The following is a 19214-nucleotide window of genomic DNA, read 5'->3' on the forward strand; positions in this document are numbered from 1 at the left end:
ATGAATCCCGCCCCCAACCTCGTCCTGGTCGGCCCGATGGGCGCCGGCAAGACCCTGGTCGGCACGCACCTGGCCGAACGGCTCGGGCTGGCCTTCTGCGATGCCGACCACGAGCTCGAACGCCGCGCCGGCACGAGCGTGCGCGAGCTGTTCGCGCGCGAGGGCGAGGCCGGGTTCCGCCGCCGCGAGCGCGCGCTGCTGGCCGAGCTGCTCGCCGGCAGCGGACGGATCGTGGCCACCGGCGGCGGTGCGGTGCTCGATCCGGACAACCGCCGCCTGCTGCGCACGCGCGGCTTCGTGGTCTGGCTGCAGGCGACGGTGGAGACCCAGCTGCAACGGTTGGCCGAGGACACCGCCCGCCCGCTGCTGCAGCAAGGCGACCGCGCCGAAGTGCTGGCCCGGCTCGCGCGCGAGCGCGCGCCGCTGTACGCCGAGGTCGCCGACCTGTGCCTGGCCACCGACGCGCTGCCCCCGGCGGACGCCGCCGAGGCGCTGGCCGCGCTGCTCGACCGCCACTGGCAGCGGGGGGAAGCGGCATGAACGCGGTGCGCACGGTCGAGGTCGGCGGCGATGCGCCCTACCCCATCCACATCGGCCCCGGCCTGCTCGGCGACGGCGCGTTGCTGGCGCGCCCCTGGCGCGGCCGGCACGCGCTGGTGGTCAGCGACACCCACGTCGCGCCGCTGTACGCGCCGGGCGTGGCCGCGGCGCTGCAGGCGCAGCGGCCGCAGGCACAGGTGCTGGTGAGCTGCGTGCCGGCCGGCGAGGCGGCCAAGACCCTGGACCACTTCGCCGAACTGGTGCGCGAGCTGGCCGACTTCGGCGCCACCCGCGACGCCTGCGTGTACGCGCTCGGCGGCGGCGTGGTCGGCGACCTGGCCGGGTTCGCCGCCGCGTGCTGGATGCGCGGCATCGATGTGGTGCAACTGCCGACCACGCTGCTGGCGATGGTGGACTCCTCGGTCGGCGGCAAGACCGCGGTGGACCTGCCGCAGGGCAAGAACCTGGTCGGCGCGTTCCATCCGCCGCGCGCGGTGCTCGCCGACACCGCGACCCTGCGCACCCTGCCCGAGCGCGAGCTGCGCGCCGGGCTGGCCGAGGTGGTGAAGTACGGCGCGATCGCGGACGCGCCGTTCCTGGACTGGCTGGAGCGCAACGCCCAGGCCCTGCTCGCGCGCGACGACGCCGCACTGGCCGAGGCGATCGCGCGCAGCTGCGCGCACAAGGCCGCGATCGTCGAACGCGATCCGCGCGAACACGGCGAGCGCGCGCTGCTCAACTTCGGCCACACCTTCGCCCACGCGATCGAGGCCGAGCAGGGGTACGGCGGGCTCAACCACGGCGAGGCGGTGGCGGTGGGCATGGTGCTGGCGGCGCGGCTGTCGGCGCGGCTGGGGCTGGCCGCGCCGGCCGACGCCGAGCGCCTGGCCGCGCTGCTGGCGCGCTTCGGCCTGCCCGTCGCGCTGCCGCCGGCGCTGGATGCCGAGGCGCTGCTCGCGCGGATGCGGCTGGACAAGAAGGCCCAGGCCGGCGGGCTGCGCTTCGTGCTGTGGGACCGCGCCGGCGCGGCGCGGGTGGTGGCCGGGGTGGACGAGGACGCGGTGCGGGCGGTGCTGCGGCCATAGCCGGGGCCGGCGGCGGCCTACAATACGCGCATGCGCCTGCTGCTCCAGGAACGTCCGACCGGCCGCGAAGCCCCGCGCTTCGTCCAGCTCATGCTCGAGCGCGACCTGCTCGGCGGCTGGACGCTGGTGCGCGAGACCGGGCAGATCGGCGGCCGCAGCACCCTGCGCCGCGAGCAGTTCCTCGACCAGGCCAGCGCCCTGGCCGCGTTCGAGCACGCCCGCGACGTGCAGCTGAAGAAGGGCTTCCAACTGGTGTTCGCGCAGGGCGCGGAAGCGCCGAAATAGCCCGACCCCGCCCCTTCCCGCGCGGGAGGGCACGTCCATTCCACCGCGAGGCTCCCTTGTCCCCCACCCTCCAGAACGACCGCCTGCTGCGCGCCCTGCGCCGCGAACCCGTGGACTGCACGCCGGTGTGGCTGATGCGCCAGGCCGGCCGCTACCTGCCCGAGTACCGCGCCACCCGCGCCCGCGCCGGCAGCTTCCTGGCGATGGCCAAGACCCCCGAGCTCGCCTGCGAGGTCACCCTGCAGCCGCTGGCGCGCTTCCCGCTGGATGCGGCGATCCTGTTCTCCGACATCCTCACCATCCCCGACGCGATGGGCCTGGGCCTGTACTTCGCCGAGGGCGAGGGGCCCAAGTTCGAACGCCCGGTGCGCAGCGCCGCCGACATCGCCCGGCTCGGCGTGCCCGACATGGAGACCGAGCTGCGCTACGTGATGGACGCGGTGCGCCTGATCCGGCGCGAACTGCATGGTCGGGTGCCGCTGATCGGCTTCTCCGGCAGCCCGTGGACCCTGGCCTGCTACATGGTCGAGGGCGGCGGCAGCGAGAACTTCGCGAAGATCAAGGCGCTGGCGCTCAACGACCCGGTTGCGCTGCACCGGCTGCTGGCGGTGAACACCGACGCGGTGATCGCCTACCTCGCCGCGCAGCGCGCGGCCGGCGCGCAGGTGCTGCAGGTGTTCGACACCTGGGGCGGCGTGCTCTCGCCGGCGATGTACCGCGAATTCTCCCTGCCCTACCTCGCCCGCATCGCGCGCGAGCTGGAACGCGGCGAGGGCGCGGCGCGCACGCCGCTGATCCTGTTCGGCCGCGGCAACGCGCCCTACCTGGAGGAACTGGCCGCGAGCGGCGCCGAAGGCGTGGGCGTGGACTGGCTGGTCGGCCTGGACGAGGCCGCGCGCCGCGCGCAGGGCCGGGTGGCGCTGCAGGGCAACCTGGATCCGGCGGTGCTGTACGGCTCGCCGGAGGCGATCCGCGCCAGCGTGCGCGCCACCCTCGACGCCTACGCCGCCGGCAACGGCGGCTCGCGCGAAGGCCACGTGTTCAACCTCGGCCACGGCCTGGCGCCGGACATGTCGCCGGGCCACGTGGCGGTGCTGGTGGAGGAAGTGCACGCCTGGAGCGCGCGCACGTCGTGAAAGGGTCATGAAAGGGGTCAGAGTGCTTTTTCCGTGGAAAAAGCACTCTGACCCCTTTTGCACGCTTCGACCGCCTGCGCCAGTATCGCGTTGGTCATCGGCTTGCGCAGGAAGCCGGCGCAGCCGGCGGCGCGCGCCTGCGGCTCGGCGTCGGGATCGGCACGGGCGGTGATGGCCAGCAGCGGCGCGGTGCAGCCCTGCGCGCGCAGTTCGCGGGCGAGGGCCAGGCCGTCCATGCCGGGCAGGTCGAGGTCGAGCAGGACCAGGTCGAAGCGCTGCGTGGCGACGGCGGCGAGCGCGGCCAGCGCGTGCGGGGCGTGGGCAACGGTGTGGCCCTGCGCACGCAGCAGGCCGGCCAGGGTGTCAGCGACGATCGGATCGTCCTCGACCAGCAGCAGCGTGACACCAGGCGCGACCGCAACGCGCGGGGCCTGCGCCGGTGACGCCGCGACGGGCGCCGCCTCCGCCAGCGGCAGTTCGACCGTGAAGCGCGTGCCCTGCCCCGGAGCGCTGTCCACCGCGATGCAGCCGCCCATCGCGCCGGCCAGTTCCTGGCAGATCGCAAGGCCCAGCCCGCTGCCGCCGTAGCGGGCGTGGGTGTGTGCGCCGTCGGCCTGCGCGAAGCGGCGGAACAGGCGCGCGCGTTGCGCCTCGTCGAGGCCGGGGCCGGTGTCGGCGACTTCGAAGCGCACGCCCTGCAGCGCGCGCCCGACCGCCAGGCGCACGTGGCCGCGCTCGGTGAACTTGACCGCGTTGCCGAGCAGGTTGAGCAGGATCTGGCGCACGCGCACCGCGTCGCCGCGCAGCCAGCACGGCACGTCGGCGGCGAGTGCGTGCTCGAAGCGCAATCCGCGCGCCTGCGCGAGCGGCGCCTTCAGCGCCACCACTTCCGCCACCAGCGCGGCGAGGTCGAAGGGGGTGTCGCGCAGTTCGAGCCGGCCGGCCTCGATCCGCGCCAGGTCGAGCGCATCGTCCACCAGCCGCAGCAGATGTTCGCCGGCGCGCCGGATCGCCTCGGCCTGCGCGCGCTGCGGCGGGGTCAACGGGGTGCCGAGCAGCAGCTCGCTCATGCCGAGCACGCCGGTCATCGGCGTGCGCACTTCGTGGCCAAGGGTGGCGAGGAAACGGCTCTTGGCCTCGGAGGCCTGCTCGGCCAGGCGCCGTTCGTGCTCGATCAGTTGCAGCGCATGGCGCCGCCGCAGGCGCGCGCGGTAGGCCGCGGCCAGGGCCGCGAGCAGGAACAGCGCGCCGGCGGCGAACAGCGCCCGCGCCCAGCCGGTGCGCCACCACGGCGGCAGCACGGTGAACTCGATCCGGCGCGGCGCCGACCAGCGCCCGTCGAAGCCGGCGCCGATCACGCTCAGGCGATGCCGGCCCGGCGGCAGCGCGGAGAACGTGCGCTCGCCGTCGGCCGAGGCTTCCACCCAGTCCGGGTCGTAGCCCTCCAGGCGGAAGCGGTAGCGGTGCGCCTGCGGGTCGGCGAACGACAGCAGCCGCGCGACCACGTGCAACTCGCGGTCCTGCGGCTGGAGGACGAGCCGATCGCCCGGCGCGAGCAGGCGTTCGTCCTCGTCGCGGCGCACGGCGAGCGTGTCGAGTGCGAGCCGCGGCGGCGGCGATGCGGCCCAGGGCAGGGCCGGGTCGAACAGCACCAGCGCGCCGCTCGAGATTGTCGCGGCGGTGCCGTCCTGTCCGATCTTCGGCACGCCGCGCGAGAGATCCAATGCCGGCAGGCCGTCGCGCGCGCCGAACGCACGCAGCCGCCGTTCGTGCGGCGCGTAGGCGAACAGGCCGCGCACCGTCGCCAGCCAGATCCGCCCGCCGGCGGCGAACAGGTGCGCGGCCTTGACCACCGGCAGCCCGTCCGCGGCGCCGATTCGGTCGCACAGGCGCAGGCGCAGGCCGTCCCACGCGTAGGCCTCCAATGCGCCGAGCCGGGCCACCCAGATCCGGCCGGCCGGATCCACGGTCATCGCCGTCGCCGGTTCGCCCGGCGGCAGCGGCACGCGGCGGAAGCCGGTGCCATCCCACCGATGCAGTGCCTGCGGGTCGGCCAGCCACAGCGTGCCTGCGCGATCGGCGACCGGCTCGGCGGCGCCGTGCCAGGTCATGGTGGTCGGCCCCGGCAGCATCAGCTCGTGCAGGATCGTGCCGTCGGCGGCGTAATGGCGCAGGCGTCCGCCTTCCTGCGCCAGCCACAGCGTGCCGTCGGTCAGCGGCAACACGCGCATCACGCTGCCGAAGTCCTGCGCACGCGCGCGGTCCGGCCAGGGCGCGGCGCGGCCCGAACGCGGATCGAACAGGCTCAATCCGCGCGAATGCGCGAGCCACACCCGGCCGTCGCCGCGCACCCGCAGGGCGCGGATCCAGCCGGTGCCGAGCGCGTCGCGGCCGGCGACGTGGCGCAACGCAGTGCGGCCGCGTTCGAGCCGGTAGAGGTCGGTGGCGGTCGCGACCCACCAGCCGCCGTCGCGGTCGCCGGCGGCATCGCGCAGGTCGAGCGTTTCCAGGCGCACGCCGCCGGCGGTGGTGATGGTGGTGAAACGGTGCCAGCCGGCAGGCAGGTACACGAGCCCCTGCGCGTGCGTGACCGCCCACAGCCCGCCTTCGTGGTCGGTCTGCAGCGCATGGATGCCGGTGCCGGGACCGCCGATGCCGGTCGCGGGGTCGTATTCCACCGGCCACAGCCGGCCGCGCGCGGCGCGGAACAGGCCGGCCATGGTGCCGATCCAGTGGCTATCGCGATCGCGCAGCACCACCGGGTGGGTCGCGTCGGGCGGCAGGTGCCACGGCGCCCCGGCGATGCGGCCGTCGCGCAGCAGCCGGTGCAGGCCGAGATCGCTGCCGATCCAGTACGAACCGTCCGCCTCCGCGCGCACGTGGGTCACGTTGGCGCGCCCGAGCCGCGCCGGCGCGATCGCGCGCAGGCGTCCATGCGCGTAGCGGAACAGGCCGGCCGAGGTGCCGAGCCACAGCGCGCCGTCGCGCGCGGCGTGCAGGGTCCAGATCGCGCGCTCCACGCCGTCGGGCGCCAGCGGCAGCGTGGCGAGATGACGGAAGCGCCGGCCGTCGTGGCTGTGGCAGAGGTGCCCGGTGTCGGTGCCGGCCCAGACCCCGCCGCCGGGCGCGTCGGCCAGCGCCAGCACGCCGCGCCGGCAGGCCGCGCCCGCGCCGTCGAAACGGATGTGGCGGAAACCGCGCCGGTCCTGCCCGAGCACGCTCAGGCCCGCGGGCGTGGCGGCCCACACCCGGTCGTGGACATCCACGTGCAGGGTCACGACCTCGTTGTCGGGCAACGCGCTGTCGAGCCCGACCTGCTTGCGCCAGTAGCGGAAGCGCACGCCATCGAAGCGCGCCAGGCCGTCGGCGGTGGCCATCCACAGATAGCCCTGCCGGTCCAGCGCCAGCTCGCCGACCTGCGCCGGCGCGCCGGCACGCACATCGAAGCGGGTGAAGCGCGGCGTCTCCGGCAGCGCGGCCCGTGCCGCGTGCACGCTGCACAGCCACAGCCAGCCCCACAGCAGAACCGTCCCTGTCCGCGGCATCGTCCATCCCCTGGCGCCGTGCGCAGGGCGAAGGCCGCGTGGCCACGCCCCTGGCGCTCCCCGCGCGCATGCTGGCAAGCCCCGGCCCGCGCCGCAAGCCGCGGGCGCACCGCAGCGTTGCATCCGCGTTGCCGGAGCAGGGCCTATCATCCGGCCATGGCCGCCCGCATCCCGCTGCTCTGCCTGCCGCTGGCGCTGCTGTCCGCCGCGGCCGCCGCCGCGCCCGCGCGCTACGTGCTCGATCCGGTGCACACCCGGATCGTGTTCGCGGTCAGCCATGCCGGCTTCTCGGACGCGCTGGGCACGATCTCCGGCAGCACCGGCACGCTCGAGTTCGATCCCGAGGACTGGACCACGGCCCGGCTCGAGGTGCGCGTGCCGCTCGCGCGCCTGGATCTGGGCGACGCGAAATGGAACGCGGCCGCGCTGGCCGGCACCCTGCTCGACGCGCAGCGGCACCCGGAAGCGCGCTTCGTCTCCACCTCGGTGCAGCCGCAGGCGGAGAACCGCGCCTGCGTGTGCGGCGAGCTGACCCTGCGCGGGGTGACCCGCCCGCTGTGCCTGGACGTCACCCTCAACGCACTCAAGCGCCATCCGCTGCCGCCGTTCCGGCGCACCGCCGGCTTCTCCGCCACCGCCACGCTCAGCCGCGCCGAGTTCGGCATCACCGCATGGGAATCGGTGATCGGCGACACCGTCGAGCTGCGGATCGAGGCCGAGGCCGTGCGCCAGGGCGGCGCGCCGTCGGATCCCGCACCCGATGCCGGCACGGCCGAACCGCCGGACGCCGGGCCGCCTGCATCCGGAGCTCCTCCCGCCGCGTAGCTCCCCCGCCATGAACCTGAAGAACACACCCGAACGCTGGGGCCCGGTCAGCCAGTTGCTGCACTGGCTGATCGTGCTGCTGATCCTGGGCCAGGGCATCGTCGGCCTGCTGATGGTCGAGATGCGCAACAGCCCCGACAAGATCCAGGTGTACGCGCTGCACAAGTCGTTCGGCCTGACCGTGCTGGCGCTGGCGTTGCTGCGCTTGCTGTGGCGTCTGTACGCGGGCACGCCGCGGCCCGTGCCCGGCACGCCGCCCTGGCAGGAGCGCATCGCCGCGCTGATGCACGGGGCGCTGTACGCGCTGCTGTTTGCGGTCCCGCTCAGCGGCTGGGTGCTCAACTCCGCCGCCGGGTTCCCGCTGCAGTGGTTCGGCCTGTTCAACCTGCCGGCGATCGCGGGCAAGGACCACGCCCTGCATGAGCTGGCCGAGGACGTGCACGAGTGGCTGTTCTGGCTGCTGGTCGCGCTCGCCCTGCTGCATGCGGCCGCCGCCGTGTACCACCACCTGGTCCAGCGCGACGCCACGCTCGCGCGCATGCTGCCGCGCGGCTGGCTGCGCGCCGAGCCATCCCCCGCCCCGGAGCCCCGTGATGCCGCGTAACCTTCTGCCGCTCGCCGTCCTGCTGCTGTCCGCACTGTCCCTGCCGGCACGCGCCGCCGATTACGTGCAGGCGCCCGGCTCGACCCTGACCTTCGCCGGCAGCTATCAGGGCGAGACCTTCACCGGGCGCTTCCCCGACTTCAGCACCCGCCTGCGCTTCGATCCGAAGCAGCTCGGGCAGGCGCGCCTGGACGTCGCCATCCCGCTCGCCTCCGCCACCACCGGCGTGGCCGACTTCGATGCCGAGTTGCACGGCGGCGCGTTCTTCGACGTCTCGCGCTTCCCGCAGGCGCGCTACACCGCGACCCGGTTCCGCGCCCTCGGCGGCAACCGCTACGCCGCCGACGGCGTGCTCACCCTGCGCGGGGTGAGCAAGCCGGTCACGCTCACCTTCACCTGGACCCCGGGGGCCAAGCCGGTGCTGGCCGGCAAGGCCACGGTCAAGCGCCTGGAGTTCGGCGTCGGCGGTGGTGAGTGGGCCGACACCGAGCTGCTGCCGGATGCGATCGCGGTCAGCGCCAAGGTGGTGTTCGCGCCGGCGAAGACGCAGGCCGCGCCGGCATCCGGCGCCAGGCCGGCGCCCGCCGGCTCGCGCTAGCGCTGCAGCCAGCGCGCCACCGCCGCGGCGTCGAACGGCCAGTCCAGCTCCTCGCCGCGCACCGCGTCGCGCAGCACCGGAACGCGCGTGCCGTAGCGGGCCTCGAGCGTGTCGTCACCGTCGATGAACACGCTGTCGAACTCCGGCACCCGGGCCGCGGCCAGCACCTCCAGCGCCAGGTCGCAGAGGTGGCAGTCGTCGCGCTGGTACAACAGCAGCGAGGGCGCGGGAACGTGCGTCACGGTACGGTGCCGTTGCGGAGCGGTGCGTAGAATAGCCCTGCCCGCCCCGCTCCGTGGCGGCACCGCAGCATTCCGAGGGCTCCACGCGTGGCCGTCAGCACCTTCGACCTGTTCAAGATCGGCATCGGGCCGAGTTCCTCGCACACCGTGGGGCCGATGCGCGCCGCGTGCCGCTTCGTCATCCGCTGGCTGGAGGAGAACGGCGACCTGGAGCGCACCGCGCGGGTGCGCGCCGAGGTGTTCGGCTCGCTCGCCCTCACCGGCCGCGGCCACGGCACCGACAAGGCGGTGATGATGGGCCTGGAAGGCCACTGGCCGAACGAGATAGACCCCGACATCATCCCGCCCGCGCTCGAACGCATCCGCACCGGCAAGCGCATCCGCCTGCTCGGCCGGCACGAGATCGGCTTCGACGAGAAGCACGACCTCATCATGAACAAGCGCCAGAAGCTGCCGTTCCACACCAACGGCATGCGCTTCACCGCCTACGACGCGGACGGCGGGGTGATCGCCACGCGCGACTACTACTCGGTCGGCGGCGGCTTCGTGGTCAATCAGGACGAGGCGGCCGAGGACCGCATCGTCGCCGACACCACCGAGCTGCCGTACCCGTTCCACAGCGGCGCCGAGCTGCTCGAGCAGTGCGAGACGCACGGGCTGACCATCGCCCAGGTGATGTTCGCCAACGAACAGGCCTGGCGCCCGCCGGAGCAGATCCGCGACGGCCTGCGCGAGATCTGGGCCGCGATGCAGGCCTGCGTGCAGCGCGGCATCCGCGCCTCCGGCACCCTGCCCGGCGGCCTGCACGTGCCGCGCCGCGCGCCGGCGCTGTACGCCGAGCTGTCGGCCAAGCCCGAGGCGGCGATGCGCGACCCGCTCACCGTGCTCGACTGGGTCAACCTGTACGCGCTGGCGGTGAACGAGGAGAACGCCGCCGGCGGGCGCGTGGTGACCGCGCCCACCAACGGCGCGGCCGGCATCATCCCGGCGGTGCTGCACTACTACGACCGCTTCTGCCCAGGCAGCAACGAGCAGGGCGTGTTCGACTTCCTGCTCACCGCCGCCGCGATCGGCATCCTCTACAAGGAGAACGCCTCGATCTCCGGCGCCGAGGTCGGCTGCCAGGGCGAGGTCGGCGTGGCCTGCTCGATGGCCGCCGCCGGCCTGACCGCCGCGCTCGGCGGCACCTCCGGGCAGATCGAGAACGCGGCCGAGATCGGCATGGAGCACAACCTCGGCCTGACCTGCGACCCGATCGGCGGCCTGGTGCAGATCCCCTGCATCGAGCGCAACGCGATGGGCGCGGTCAAGGCGATCAACGCCAGCCGCATGGCCCTGCGCGGCGACGGCAAGCACAAGGTCTCGCTCGACAAGGTCATCAAGACCATGCGCGAGACCGGCCGCGACATGCAGGACAAGTACAAGGAAACCTCGCGCGGCGGGCTGGCGGTCAACGTGATCGAGTGCTGAGCCGGCGCCGGCCGGCCCGGCCGGTGGCGGCTCCCCCGCTCCCGTTGCAGGATCCCCGGACGCGCTTCGCATTCCCGTGATCGGTCGCGGGCGTATGATCGGTCTCCGGCCCGGGGGAGTCCGCATGCGGAGCTGGCGGCCATCGCGATGGCGCACCGCTGCCTTGCTGGCGCTGCTGGCATGCGCGCCGGCGCTGGCCCTGCCCCCAGACAAGGCCTTCACCCATGCCGTGGTGGACCGCTGGTCGATCCAGGACGGCCTGCCGCAGATCAGCGCCCATACCCTGGCCCAGGACCGCACCGGCTACGTCTGGGTCGGGACGCAGAGCGGGCTGGCCCGCTTCGACGGCGTCCGGTTCGTTACCTACACCCCGAAGGAAGCCCCGGCGCTGCCGGGGATCTGGGTGCGCACCCTGCTGGCCGGTCGCGACGGGCGGTTGTGGATCGGCACCTACAAGGGGCTGGCGGTACATGCGGACGGGGAGTTCCGCCCGGTGCCGGCGCAGGCGGCTGCGCGCTACCCCGCCCTCGACATCTTCACGCTTGCCGAAACCGCGGACGGGCGGATTCTCGCCGGCACCTCCGAGGGGGTGTTCACGGTGGTGCGGGAGCGCCTGGTGGCGGTGTCCGGCCCGAATCCGGCGCTGGCCCTGCTGCCGGAAAACGGCACGCTCTGGATCGGCACCACCGGCGCAGTGGTCCGCCGCAGCGCCGGGGGCGAGATGCGCCTGCCGCTGCCCACCGGGGCGGAGACGGCGGCGGTGACCCGGCTGGTGCGCGCGCACGGACGCTTGTGGGCCGCGACCTCGCAAGGGCTGATGTGGCTGGGTCAGGACGGCTGGCAGCGGGTGGCGGAGCTGCCGCTGGGCCGCACGCCGATCACGGCCCTGTTCCTGGACCGCGGCGACAACCTCTGGGTCGGCAGCAATCCGGGGCTCGGCCGCTGGCGCGACGGGCGGCAGGTCGAGTTCGTCGCCGACAGCCATCCCCGGGCCTTCCCCCAGGTGATCGCGCTGATGGAGGACCGCGAGGGCAGCCTGTGGCTGGGCAGCCAGATCCACGGCATGGCCCGCGTGTGGAGCGGCTGGACCCGGCGCTACAGCGTCGGCGAGGGGCTGCACGATGCGGTGGTGTGGTCGCTCTCGCGCGGCCCGGACGGGCGGCTGTGGGTGGGCACCAACAGCGGCGTGAGCCTGCTCGAGAACGGCCGCTACACCCTGCAGGTGCCGGGCGATGCGCTGCCGCACCCGCACGCCTACAACCTGCTGGCCGAGTCCGACCGGCTCTGGATCGGCACCCGCCGCGGCCTGGTGGTCTGGCGCGACGGACGCCTGAGCACGCCGCCGGAACTCAGGCCGATGGCGGCGGCGCAGATCAACGGCATCGTGCCCGTGCAGGATGGCAGCGTCTGGTTCCCGACGACCGAAGGCCTGTTCCATCTCCGCGACGGCCGGCTCACACGCTACGCCCAGGAGGCGGGCCTGCCCGACCCGCGCGTGCGGGTGATCGCCTTCCACCGCGGGCGCCTGCTGCTGGGCACGCAATCGGGCCTGTTCGAACTGCGCGACGGCCACGCCGTCGAAGTCGGCCGCGAGCAGGGCCTGCCGCCCGGTCTGGACATCTCCGCGCTGCAACCGCTGCGCGATGGACGCCTGGTGCTCGGTTCGCTCGACGAACAGTTGTGGGTCGAGGCCGGCGGCCACTGGCACGCCCTGGGCCCGGCGCAGGGCATGCCAAGCAACGCGCCGTTCTTCATCGCCGAGCACGACGGCTGGCTGTGGGTGGCCGGCATCCGCGGCATCGCCCGGGTGCCGCTGGCCGACCTGCCGCGCAGCGCGGCGCCGGTGCGGCGGGTGCGCGGGGAGATGCTGCTCAACGAACGCGGCGACCCCAACGCCGGCCAGCAGGGCTACTGCTGCAACGGCGCCGGCATGTCCAAGGGATTCCTGCGCGAGGGCGTGCTGTGGCTGCCCTCGCGCGACGGCGTGGTGGCGATGGACACGATGGAGATCCGCAAGAACCCGCTGCCGCCGCCGCTGCTCGTCGAGGCCGTCGTCGCCGGCGGGGAGCGACTCGTCCCGGCCGGCCGGCCGCTGCAGTTGCCCGCCGGCGCGCGCGACCTGGCGTTCGAGTTCACCGCGCTGAGCTTCCAGGATCCGCGCAGCCTGCAGCTGCAGTACCGACTGGACGGCTACGACCGCGACTGGCAACCGCTGCCCGACGCGCGCCGGCGCAGCGTCAACTACACCAACCTGCCGCCCGGCGACTACGTGTTCGAGGTGCGCGGCGCCAACAACGCCGGCGTCTGGAACCCGGCGCCGGCCCAGGCCGCGTTCCGGATCCAGCCGTACTTCCACGAGACCGCGCTGTTCCGGCTCCTGCTCGCCGGCGTGGCGGCCACGCTGCTGTACGCCGCCTGGCGTCGTCAGCAGCTGCGGCACGCGCGCCAGGCGGCCCTGCTGGAGGCGGAGGTGCGCGCGCGCACCCAGGAACTGCACGCCGCCAACGAGCGGCTGGAGAACGCCAGCCAGACCGATCCGCTCACCGGGCTGCGCAACCGCCGCTACCTCGCCAACCAGATCCCGGCCGACTTCGCCTACTACGAACGCGAGCAGCGTCGCAGCGGCAACTACGAGCAGGTGATGGTGTTCGCACTGGTGGACATCGACCGCTTCAAGGCGGTCAACGACATGTACGGCCACGGCGCCGGCGACCGCGTGCTGCAGCAGGCCGGACAGGTGCTTTCCTCGCTGGTGCGCGGCGGCGACTACATCGCGCGCTGGGGCGGAGAGGAATTCCTGCTGGTGTTCCGGCCCATGCCCAGCCGGCACGCGCTGATCCTCGGCGAACGCCTGTGCAGCGCCTTCGCCGCGCATCCGTTCGACATCGGCGGCAACCAGCCGCTGTGGCTGACCTGTTCGGTCGGGCTGTCGGAATACCCGCTGTTCCGCGACCCGGGCCAGCACGTGGGCTGGGAGCAGATGGTGGCTCTGGCCGACGCCGCGCTGTACTGGGTCAAGCAGCACGGCCGCAACGGCTGGGCGGCGTTCCGGCCCACGCCGCAGGCCGACGTGGCGCGGCTGGTGCGCGAACTGCACCAGAACGCCGCGCAGCTGCTCGCCGAAGGGCGGGTGCGGCTGGTGGGCTCGCCGCACGTGCTGCCGCCGCAGGCGACGGAGACGACGGAGGCGACGCCGTGACCGACACGCCGCTGCAACGCCTCGTGCTTGCCCTGATCCTGACCGGGCTGTACCTGGCGGCGGTGGCGCTGGCCACGCAGTACATCGAATCGCCGGACGACGTGGCGCTGCTGTGGCCGGCCGCGGGCGTGGCGCTGGCCGCGGTGGCGCGCTTCGGCCCGCGCTGGGCAGTGGTGGTGCCGCTGGCCATGCTGATCGCGCACGCCACCTTCGCGCCGGTGCCGGTCGCGTTCGTGCCCTGGTCGGCGATGGCCGACCTGGTCGGCGCGCTGGCCGCAGCGGCGTGGATCCACCGCCGCACGCCCGCGCCGGGGCCGATCGCCTACGGGATCCGCCTGATGGTGGCGGGCCTGCTGATGTGCGTGGTCAGCGCCGCGATCGGCGTCACCGGCATGTGGCAGTCGGGCATGCTGCCCGCCGCCGCGCTGGGCGATGCCGCGATGCGCTGGACGCTCGGCAACTTCCTCGGGGTGGTGGCGGTGGGGCCGGCGCTGGTGCTGCTGGAACGCCGGTTGCGCCACGGCCGCGCCGCGGCCATCGAGGAAGGCGAGGTATCCGCCGACACGCAGGAGGCGCAGGCCTGGAACGTGGCCCTGGCCGCGAGCTTCCTGCTGATGGCCTGGGGTGCCAGCACCGGCAGCACTTATGCGCTCGGCCTGACCGGTCTGCCGCTGTCGGTGATGGTGTGGGGCGCGCTGCGCTTCTCGCCGCTGCGCACCGCGGTGGCGGTGATGCTGTCGGTGCTGCTGATCGGCAGCCTGGCGGGGCTGGGCCTGGCCGGGTTCCGCATGCCCGAGGCCACCCTCGACGCCGCGATCCTGCTGCTGTACCTGTGCGTGTTCGCGATCCTGCCGATGGTGCTCGCGCTGGCGGTGGCCGAACGCCGCAGCGCCGCCCGCGAGCTGCTGCGGCGCGCCACCACCGACGCGTTGACCGCGCTGCCCAACCGCGGCGCGTTCGAGGCGCTGGCGCGCGCCGCGCTGCAGGATCCGGCGCATCCGCCGATGGCGCTGGCCTACATCGACCTGGACAACCTCAAGCTGGTCAACGACACCGCCAGCCATGGCGCCGGCGACGCGCTGATCGGCGCGGTGGCGCATTCGCTCCAGCAGCATCTCGTGCCCGGCGACCTGCTCGGCCACTACGGCGGCGACGAATTCGTGGTGCTGCTGCGCAACTGCACCCCGGCCGCGGCGCGCGAACGGGCGCAGGTGCTGCTGCGCGCGGTCGAGGACACCCAGTGCCGCTTCGGCAACGAACAGCATGGCACCACCGCCAGCATCGGCCTGGTGCCGTTCCGGCCGGAACAGGCACTGTACGCCGAAGTGCTCTCGCAGGCGGACGCGGCCTGCTTCAGCGCCAAGGAACAGGGCGGCGACCGGGTGGTCGTGGCCGGCATGGCCGCCGGCAGTGCGCTCGCCGACCCGGCCTCCGGCATGCGCTGGACGGTGCGCCTGCGCGACGCGCTGCAGCACCACGATTTCTCCCTGTACGCGCAGTCCATCGTCCCGCTGCACGCGGACCTGCCGCGCGGCGCGCACTTCGAGCTGTTGCTGCGCATGCACGAGCGCGGCAGCGACGCCCTGCACACCCCGGACCGGTTCATCCCGGCCGCCGAGCGCTTCCGCCTCGGCATCCGCATCGACCGCGAGGTGGTGCGCATGGCGCTGGCGCAGCTCGACGCCCATGCGCATCTGTTCGACGCGATCACGCTGTGCTCGCTCAACCTCTCGGCCGGGGCGCTGCTCGACGAGGGCTTCGTGGACTTCGTCGCCGAGCGCCTGCACCGCAGCGCCTTCCCCGCCAGCCGGCTGTGCTTCGAGATCACCGAGACCAGCGCGATGCGCGACCCGCTGCGCGCGCAGCGGGTGATCGACGACCTGCGCGGGCTCGGCTGCCGCTTCGCCCTGGACGACTTCGGCACCGGCTTCTGCTCGTTCAGCCAGCTGCGCGCGCTGGACGTGGACTACATCAAGATAGACGGCAGCTTCGTGCGCGACATGCAGAGCTCGCCGCTGGCCGCCGAGGTGGTGCGCTCGATCACCCGCATCGCCCACCTGCTGCGCAAGCGCACCATCGCCGAGCACACCGAGAGCGACACGGTGCGCACCGCGCTGACCGCGCTGGGGGTGGACTACGCCCAGGGCTTCGCCATAGACCACCCGCAGCCGCTGGAGAGCTACCTCGCCGCGCTGCCGGCGCCGAAGCCGGCGACCTCGTAGGCGGGGCCGTCCACGCACGCCAGCACGTCGTCCAGCAACGCCGCCGCGGTCACCTCCGCGCCCGCGCCGGGGCCCTGGATCAGCAGCGGCCGCGCGGCGTAGCGGCAACTGGCGATCGCCACCCGGTTGTCGGTGCCGCCGCCCGCGCACAGCGGATGCTCCGGCGGCAGGGCGCACAGGCCCACGCGCGCGGACCTGCCGTCGAAGCGGGCGATGAAGCGCAGCCGCTCGCCGTTGCGGTAGGCCGCCGCATAGCGCTCGCGCAGCGGCGCATCGAGCAGCGGCAGGGCCGCGTCCACCTCCGCCGCCGGCAGCGCGGCGAGTCGCGGCGGCACCAGCGACTCCACCGCCACCGCGTCGGCCTCCAGCGCGTGGCCGGCCGCGCGCGCCAGGATCAGCAGCTTGCGCCGCACGTCCTCGCCGGAGAGGTCGTCGCGCGGATCCGGTTCGGTGTAGCCGGCCGCGCGCGCCTCGCGCACGAAGCCGGAGAACGGGCGCATCCCGTCGTAGCGGTCGAACAGCCAGGCCAGCGAGCCGGAGAGCACGCCCTCGATCGCATGGATCCGGTCGCCGCCGGCGCGCAGGGCGCGGATCGTGCGCAGCAGCGGCAGGCCCGCGCCCACGGTGGCGCCGTCGCCGTACTGCGCGCCGCTGGCCGCGCGCGCGTCGCGGATCGCCCGCCAGCGCGCCAGCGCCGCGCCCTGGCCGAGCTTGTTGGCGGTGACCACGTGGATGCCCTGCGCCAGCCACTGCGCATGCCGCGCCGCGACCGCGTCGCTGGCGGTGGCGTCCACCACGATGCGCGGACCGTGCGGGCCCAGCACCTCCGCCACCGCGTCGAGCGCGATGCCGTCCGCGAGCGGCGCCAGGGTGCGGGGCAGCAGGCCGTGCCAGCCATCGCCCGCCCGCGCCGGCCGCGGCGTGCCGCGCGCCGCGACCGCCGCGTATGCCTCGCGCGTGTTCGCCACCAGCGCCAGCGACAGGCGCGCGCCGAGCGCGGTGCCCTGCCACCCGGCCAGCCGCCGCAGCACCGCGCGGCCGACCGTGCCGGTGCCGAGCAGCGCCACCCGCGCCGGCACCGCGCGTCCACGCACGGCCGGCGCGGTGGCCAGCGCCTCGCCCGCAAGCGCGCTCATGCCTCGGCCCGCCGTTTGCCGTCCGCGCCGTGCGCCGCCGGCACGGCCCGCTCGGCGCGCCGCAGCGCGGCAGCGAGGTCCTCGCGCAGGTCCTCCAGCGCCTCGATCCCCACCGACAGCCGCAACAGCCCGTCGCCGATCCCGGCCGCGGCGCGCGCCTCCGGCGCCATCGCCGCGTGGGTCATCGTCGCCGGATGCGCCACCAGGCTCTCCACCCCGCCCAGCGATTCGGCCAGGGTGAAGCAGGCCAGGCCGTCCACGAACGCGCGCACCGCCGCCTCGCCGCCGTGCAGCTCCACGCCCAGCATCGCGCCGAAACCGCGCTGCTGGCGCGCGGCCAGCGCGTGCTGCTGATGCGAGGCCAACCCGGGGTAGTGCACCCGCGCCACCGCCGGCTGCGCCTGCAGCCACTGCGCCAGCGCCTGCGCGTTCTCCTGGTGCACGCGCAGCCGCGCCTCCAGCGTGCGCAATCCGCGCAGAGTCAGGAAGCTGTCGAACGGCGCGCCGGTCACGCCGAGCGCGTTGGCCCACCAGACCAGCGTCTCGTGCAGCGCCGGATCGCGCGCCACCACCGCGCCGCCGACCACGTCGCTGTGGCCGTTGATGTACTTGGTGGTCGAATGCACCACCAGGTCGGCGCCGAAGGCGAGCGGCTGCTGCAGCGCCGGCGAGAGGAAGGTGTTGTCCACCACCGCCAGCGCGCCGGCGGCGTGCGCGGCCTCGACCGCGAAACGCAGGTCGGTGATGCGCAGCAGCGGATTGGAGGGGGTCTCGATCCAGACCAGCTTCGGCGGCACGCGCAGCGCCGCGGCAAGCGCGCGCGGATCGGTCAGGTCGGCGGTGACCAGTTCGAAGTGGCCCTTGCGTGCCAGCGCGTTGAACAGCCGCCAGCTGCCGCCGTAGCCGTCGTGCGGCACCACGATCCGCTCGCCCGGCGCCAGCAGCGCGTGCAGCACCAGCGCGATCGCCGCCATGCCGGTGGCGGCGACCACGCCGCCGGCGCCGCCCTCGAGTTCGGCCAGCGCCTCGGCCAGCAGGTCGCGGGTCGGGTTGCCGCTGCGGGTGTAGTCGTAGCGGCGCTTGGCGTCGAAGCCGGCGAAGCTGAAGTTGGACGACAGCACGATCGGCGGCGTCACCGCGCCGTGGGCCGTATCGCCGTCAATGCCCGCGCGCACCGCGCAGGTCGCGGGACGGCGCGCGCTCATGCCGCCACCTCCTGCGCCAGCGCCTGCCGCAGCACCGCGGCGATCGCGGCCTCCTCCTTGAGGAAGGCGTCGTGCCCGTAGCGCGACTGCAGCACCTGCAGGCGGGCCGGCCCGCGCAGGCGCTCGGCCAGCTCGAACATGTCCTCCACCGGCACCAGCCGGTCCTGCGCCACGGCCACCAGCGTCGCCGGCACGGCGACGTCCTCCGGACGCACGTCCTGCAGGTCTATGGATTCGGACAGGCGCAGGAACGCCGCCGCGGGCGTGGCCGCCACGTACTTCGCCGCGCAGTGGTCGAGCCAGCCCTCGGCGTCGGCGCGCACCCGCCCCTGCACCACCTGCGCCCGGCCGAAGCGCACGGCGAACTCCTCCGGCGTGCGATAACTGAGCAGCGCCAGCTGCCGCGCCAGCGCCAACCCCTGCGGTTCGTCGCACTGCAGCGCGCCGAGCGCGAGCGCGCGCCGTTGCAGGGCGCGCCACGCGCTGGCGTAGGGATGGGCGCGATGGCTGCCGGCGATCGCCGCCAGCCGCGCCAGCCGCGCGCCATGCCGCGCCGCGAACTGCAGCCCCACCATCGCCCCGTAGGAACAGCCGACGAAGGCGTGCAGGCGGGCGATGCCGAGCGCATCGAGCAGCGCCGCGATCGCATCGGCCTGATCGGCCGGATCGATCACCGCGTCCGGCGCGCCGTCGGCGCCGAGCCAGTCGCAGGCGAGCAGGCGGTATTCCCTCGGATCGAGCGCGCGATCCACGCCGACCTGCGCCTGCCACCACCCCGGCCGCAGGTCCTGCGCGTGCGCCGCCAGGTGTCGGTGCGCGGAAATGCCGCCGGCCACGAACACCACCGGCAGCCCGGGCTCGCCGAGCGCTTCCCAGCGCAGGCGCACGGCATGCGTGCCGGCATGGCGCAGCGTCAGCGTGCACGCGACCTCGCCGCGTTCGGCGCGGAACGCGTGCGCCGCCGCGGCACCGGCAGCATCGGGAACGGGATCAGGGGATGGATCGAAGGCAGGACAGCGCGCGGCGGCATCGTCCTGGCTGGCACGCGGGGGAAGCACGAGGCTCATGGCGGTCTCCGGCAAGGGAACACGGGCCATCGAGCCGCGGACGCCGCACCCGGGT

At 74.3% G+C, this 19214-nt stretch carries 15 protein-coding genes; 10 read left to right on the forward strand and 5 right to left on the reverse strand.

Annotated elements, in window-relative coordinates; translation table 11 throughout:
- The 4 genes from FPV26_RS04325 to hemE are packed head-to-tail and all read left to right on the forward strand — an operon-like array spanning nucleotide 1 to nucleotide 3046.
- Nucleotides 1–540: a shikimate kinase gene (locus FPV26_RS04325; RefSeq protein ID WP_147652493.1), complete on the forward strand. Its 540-nt coding sequence runs from the start codon at nucleotides 1–3 to the stop codon at nucleotides 538–540.
- Nucleotides 537–1625, forward strand: coding sequence for a 3-dehydroquinate synthase (gene aroB, locus FPV26_RS04330; RefSeq protein ID WP_147652494.1), 1089 nt, complete (start codon nucleotides 537–539; stop codon nucleotides 1623–1625). Before FPV26_RS04325 ends, aroB begins: the two co-directional genes overlap by 4 nt.
- A 30-nt stretch (nucleotides 1626–1655) precedes the next feature.
- Nucleotides 1656–1910, forward strand: a complete 255-nt coding sequence (locus FPV26_RS04335; protein ID WP_147652495.1) for a WGR domain-containing protein — start codon at nucleotides 1656–1658, stop codon at nucleotides 1908–1910.
- A gap of 56 nt (nucleotides 1911–1966) precedes the next feature.
- Nucleotides 1967–3046: a uroporphyrinogen decarboxylase gene (gene hemE, locus FPV26_RS04340; RefSeq protein ID WP_147652496.1), complete on the forward strand. Its 1080-nt coding sequence runs from the start codon at nucleotides 1967–1969 to the stop codon at nucleotides 3044–3046.
- 17 nt (nucleotides 3047–3063) lie between these two features.
- Here the strand turns inward: hemE and FPV26_RS04345 are convergent, their stop codons facing one another.
- On the reverse strand, nucleotides 3064–6591 hold the full coding sequence (locus tag FPV26_RS04345; RefSeq protein ID WP_147652497.1) for a hybrid sensor histidine kinase/response regulator: 3528 nt from the start codon (nucleotides 6589–6591) through the stop codon (nucleotides 3064–3066).
- A 156-nt stretch (nucleotides 6592–6747) separates the two neighbouring features.
- Here FPV26_RS04345 and FPV26_RS04350 point away from each other — a divergent pair, with 156 nt between their 5' ends.
- Genes FPV26_RS04350 through FPV26_RS04360 form a run of 3 tightly spaced genes read left to right on the forward strand, consistent with a single transcriptional unit; the run spans nucleotide 6748 to nucleotide 8618 of the window.
- The gene (locus FPV26_RS04350; RefSeq protein WP_147652498.1) at nucleotides 6748–7416 is read left to right on the forward strand and encodes a YceI family protein; all 669 of its coding nucleotides are present in this window, start codon (nucleotides 6748–6750) and stop codon (nucleotides 7414–7416) included.
- A 10-nt stretch (nucleotides 7417–7426) separates the two neighbouring features.
- Nucleotides 7427–8020, forward strand: a complete 594-nt coding sequence (locus tag FPV26_RS04355) for a cytochrome b (RefSeq protein ID WP_147652499.1) — start codon at nucleotides 7427–7429, stop codon at nucleotides 8018–8020.
- The gene (locus FPV26_RS04360) at nucleotides 8010–8618 is read left to right on the forward strand and encodes a YceI family protein (RefSeq protein WP_147652500.1); all 609 of its coding nucleotides are present in this window, start codon (nucleotides 8010–8012) and stop codon (nucleotides 8616–8618) included. Before FPV26_RS04355 ends, FPV26_RS04360 begins: the two co-directional genes overlap by 11 nt.
- On the opposite strand, the gene FPV26_RS04365 is transcribed toward FPV26_RS04360, so the two are convergent.
- The gene (locus tag FPV26_RS04365; RefSeq protein WP_147652501.1) at nucleotides 8615–8860 is read right to left on the reverse strand and encodes a glutaredoxin family protein; all 246 of its coding nucleotides are present in this window, start codon (nucleotides 8858–8860) and stop codon (nucleotides 8615–8617) included. The genes FPV26_RS04360 and FPV26_RS04365 overlap by 4 nt on opposite strands.
- Nucleotides 8861–8947: 87 nt before the next feature.
- On the opposite strand from FPV26_RS04365, the gene FPV26_RS04370 reads away from it, so the two are divergent.
- The 3 genes from FPV26_RS04370 to FPV26_RS04380 all read left to right on the forward strand — a co-directional run bounded on the left by FPV26_RS04370 (nucleotide 8948) and on the right by FPV26_RS04380 (nucleotide 15751).
- Entirely contained in the window at nucleotides 8948–10330 is a 1383-nt protein-coding gene (locus FPV26_RS04370; protein ID WP_147652502.1) for an L-serine ammonia-lyase, read from the forward strand.
- A 163-nt stretch (nucleotides 10331–10493) separates the two neighbouring features.
- A complete protein-coding gene (locus tag FPV26_RS04375) occupies nucleotides 10494–13529 on the forward strand; it encodes a diguanylate cyclase (RefSeq protein ID WP_181952549.1) in 3036 nt (1011 codons plus the stop codon).
- A complete protein-coding gene (locus tag FPV26_RS04380) occupies nucleotides 13526–15751 on the forward strand; it encodes a putative bifunctional diguanylate cyclase/phosphodiesterase (protein ID WP_181952550.1) in 2226 nt (741 codons plus the stop codon). Before FPV26_RS04375 ends, FPV26_RS04380 begins: the two co-directional genes overlap by 4 nt.
- Here the strand turns inward: FPV26_RS04380 and FPV26_RS04385 are convergent.
- The 3 genes from FPV26_RS04385 to metX are packed head-to-tail and all read right to left on the reverse strand — an operon-like array spanning nucleotide 15709 to nucleotide 19159.
- Nucleotides 15709–16887, reverse strand: a complete 1179-nt coding sequence (locus FPV26_RS04385) for a homoserine dehydrogenase family protein (protein WP_147652505.1) — start codon at nucleotides 16885–16887, stop codon at nucleotides 15709–15711. The genes FPV26_RS04380 and FPV26_RS04385 overlap by 43 nt on opposite strands.
- Complete coding sequence (metB, locus tag FPV26_RS04390; protein WP_147652506.1) at nucleotides 16884–18092, reverse strand: cystathionine gamma-synthase; 1209 nt, start codon at nucleotides 18090–18092, stop codon at nucleotides 16884–16886. Before metB ends, FPV26_RS04385 begins: the two co-directional genes overlap by 4 nt.
- Nucleotides 18089–19159: a homoserine O-succinyltransferase MetX gene (metX, locus tag FPV26_RS04395; protein WP_147652507.1), complete on the reverse strand. Its 1071-nt coding sequence runs from the start codon at nucleotides 19157–19159 to the stop codon at nucleotides 18089–18091. The genes metB and metX overlap by 4 nt, the downstream gene beginning before the upstream one ends.
- Nucleotides 19160–19214 lie beyond the last annotated feature (55 nt).

The organism is Vulcaniibacterium gelatinicum, assembly GCF_008033445.1.
Taxonomy (GTDB): Bacteria; Pseudomonadota; Gammaproteobacteria; order Xanthomonadales; family Xanthomonadaceae; genus Vulcaniibacterium_B; species Vulcaniibacterium_B gelatinicum.

What these genes read in the sequence shown, in the direction of transcription:
- FPV26_RS04325 (WP_147652493.1), top strand. Translation starts at nt 1, where the DNA reads ATGAATCCCGCCCCCAACCTCGTCCTGGTCGGCCCGATGGGCGCCGGC.
- aroB (WP_147652494.1), top strand. Translation starts at nt 537, where the DNA reads ATGAACGCGGTGCGCACGGTCGAGGTCGGCGGCGATGCGCCCTACCCC.
- FPV26_RS04335 (WP_147652495.1), top strand. Translation starts at nt 1,656, where the DNA reads ATGCGCCTGCTGCTCCAGGAACGTCCGACCGGCCGCGAAGCCCCGCGC.
- FPV26_RS04345 (WP_147652497.1), bottom strand. Translation starts at nt 6,591, where the DNA reads ATGCCGCGGACAGGGACGGTTCTGCTGTGGGGCTGGCTGTGGCTGTGC.
- FPV26_RS04350 (WP_147652498.1), top strand. Translation starts at nt 6,748, where the DNA reads ATGGCCGCCCGCATCCCGCTGCTCTGCCTGCCGCTGGCGCTGCTGTCC.
- FPV26_RS04355 (WP_147652499.1), top strand. Translation starts at nt 7,427, where the DNA reads ATGAACCTGAAGAACACACCCGAACGCTGGGGCCCGGTCAGCCAGTTG.
- FPV26_RS04360 (WP_147652500.1), top strand. Translation starts at nt 8,010, where the DNA reads ATGCCGCGTAACCTTCTGCCGCTCGCCGTCCTGCTGCTGTCCGCACTG.
- FPV26_RS04385 (WP_147652505.1), bottom strand. Translation starts at nt 16,887, where the DNA reads ATGAGCGCGCTTGCGGGCGAGGCGCTGGCCACCGCGCCGGCCGTGCGT.
- metB (WP_147652506.1), bottom strand. Translation starts at nt 18,092, where the DNA reads ATGAGCGCGCGCCGTCCCGCGACCTGCGCGGTGCGCGCGGGCATTGAC.
- metX (WP_147652507.1), bottom strand. Translation starts at nt 19,159, where the DNA reads ATGAGCCTCGTGCTTCCCCCGCGTGCCAGCCAGGACGATGCCGCCGCG.